Annotated in this window: 2 protein-coding genes; both read left to right on the top strand. The window is 64.1% G+C overall.

The window, feature by feature from the left end; all coding sequences use genetic code 11:
- Nucleotides 1-480: 480 nt before the first annotated feature.
- Nucleotides 481-1,221: a ParA family protein gene (locus tag B116_RS0117760; RefSeq protein ID WP_026185875.1), complete on the top strand. Its 741-nt coding sequence runs from the start codon at nt 481-483 to the stop codon at nt 1,219-1,221.
- A 1-nt stretch (nt 1,222) separates the two neighbouring features.
- On the top strand, nt 1,223-2,140 hold the full coding sequence (locus B116_RS0117755) for a ParB/RepB/Spo0J family partition protein (protein WP_027660844.1): 918 nt from the start codon (nt 1,223-1,225) through the stop codon (nt 2,138-2,140).
- Nucleotides 2,141-2,283: the final 143 nt, after the last annotated feature.

Here is a 2,283-nt window from a genome sequence, read left to right as displayed (position 1 = left end):
CCGAAAGGGGGTTCAGGGTGGGTGCGAGCACCGTCGGGCGCTCAACAGAACAAGAAGAAGATCCTCAGGCAACCGCGGCCCTGCGGGGCTCTCACGGTGCCGGGTCCAGATGTAACGACCGGCGGGCCGCCATCATTCCGGGGCTCACGCACGGGCGGCACCCGCCACGGGCGGGGCGCCTCCTCGGTCGTACGCAGGGTGTAACGCCCCGACGCCGGCCGGGATTCCGCCACCACCGTGCCCCCGACCACACCCCACACGGGCATCAACCAGACACCGATGACACTCCTCTCAAGGCATACATCTCCCGCGAGGTAGGCATCAAACGGCTACGAGCCCTGTCGGCGATTAACCGCGGTTAATCGCCGACACTCCGGGGCGGACCAGGCTTCTGAGCAGGCCGGAACTGGATCTAGCATGGGGCGGCATCCGAAGTACCTCGGCCGTGACGGCCAGGGAAGCACACGGAACGGAGCCAACATGACTCAGGTGCATGTCATCGCCAACCAAAAGGGCGGCGTCGGCAAGACCACTCTCGCCGTCAACCTGGGGGCGGTGACGTATGACGTTTTGGTTCACCCCGAGCCAATCCTCCGATCGACCGCTGAAGCGGTGGGTGACCCGGACAGTCCGGTGATGGTTGCCTCCACGGACCCTCAGGCGTCTTCTGTCTGGTGGTCAAAGCGGGTAGAGAAGCACGGCGGATTGCCGTTCGACTTCGCCCAGGTCGACGACCCACGCGACCTTGGCAAGCTACGGAACCTGCACTACGAGCACATCTTCGTCGACACACCGGGGTCGTTAGAGGATGAGCGGATCCTCCAGGCCGCGCTCGACGAGTGCGATGACGTACTCGTGCCGATGGTGCCGGAGCCGCTGTGCTACGACCCCACCAGCCGTACGATCGAGGCCGTCATTGCGCCCCGTGGCATCCCGTACCGAGTGGTCGTGAACAGCTGGGATCCGCGTGACGGTCTGCCTGACCTGCAGCAAACTGCGCAGTTCATCCAGCGCAAGGGCTGGGCCATGTGCAACGCAGTCATCCGCCGTTACAAGCTGCACTCTCGGGCATCTGCCGAGGGAATGGTGGTGACGCAGTATCCGCGGAACCGTGTAGCGATGGAAGCGCGTGAAGACTTCTTCCGGCTGGCGCTGGAGATGGGCTATGGGGGGACAGCAGCAACCCCACCGCAGACCGCGCCAAGCCTCCAGGAGGTCTGACGTGGCGGGGAAACGAATCAACCTGTCAGACCTCGCCAGCGAGCCGGCCCTACCTGAGGCGCGCGTTCCCGCCCTTGCCGAATCAGCGCCACGGATGGCTCGCGTACAGCAGATCGCAGCCAACCCACTGAACACCCGAGACCTCGATACCGATCACGCGAAGATCGAAAGCATCGCGGACTCGATGCGAACGCACGGACAACTCCAGCCGTGTGCCGTCGTTCCCCGGGAAGCGTTCCTACGGATCTACCCCGAGCATGGACCTGCGGTCGGTAAAGCCCTCTGGGTGCAAGTCACCGGCGGCCGGCGCCGCGCAGCCGCACTGCTGGCCAACCTGGCCACACTCGACATCATCGTCAAGAACCACTTGGCTGAGAGCCGAGAGACCTGGGTCGGTGCCACCGCAGCCGAGAACCTTGACCGGGAGAACTTGGACCCGATCGAGGAGGCGCGAGCAGTTCAACTCCTGGTGGAGGAGAGCAGGACAGGGAAGGCAGCAGCCGAACGCCTATCCCGCACTCCTGCATGGGTGACCCAGCGACTCAACCTGCTCAAGCTTGCCCCGGAGCTGCAGTCGATGCTGAGGTCGGGTGAGGTGCCACTACGAGACGTGCGAGACCTCCACCAGCTACCACCCACAGAGCAACTTGAGGAACTGCGACAGCGCCAGCACAAGCCAGAATTAACCGCGGTTAACGAGACTGCAGTCCCCAAAGCCGCTGTCGACAGCCGAGAAAAAGGCGAACGTCCGCGCAAGGTCGCGTCGGCCATCAGGCACCTCGGCGGCACTCCCGACAAGATCGCGAAGTCGCTACAGGCAGAGATGGCACCTGAAGACCTTCGAGCGCTGGCTCAGCTACTGCTGCAGGTTTACACCACTCCTGATGATCAGGAGCAGGTACCGGCTGGCACTGAATAGGCGACTCGCTATTGGCCAGCAGTCCCGGGCGGTGGGCCTTAGGTACGACTGTTGGCCGGCACCCGTTCGGGTGCCGGCCAACAGCGTGCTCTCCCCTGGTGGGGTGTGATCTTGGTGGTTCAGCTGGTCCCGTACTCGGTGAC

This window comes from Salinispora fenicalii (assembly GCF_000514815.1).
GTDB lineage: Bacteria > Actinomycetota > Actinomycetes > Mycobacteriales > Micromonosporaceae > Micromonospora > Micromonospora fenicalii.
Note: the sequence above shows the minus strand (reverse complement) of the source record. Positions and strands in the feature narration are given on the sequence as shown.

Excerpts from the sequence above, each read along its gene's own strand:
- B116_RS0117760 (WP_026185875.1), top strand. The coding sequence starts at position 481 with ATGACTCAGGTGCATGTCATCGCCAACCAAAAGGGCGGCGTCGGCAAG.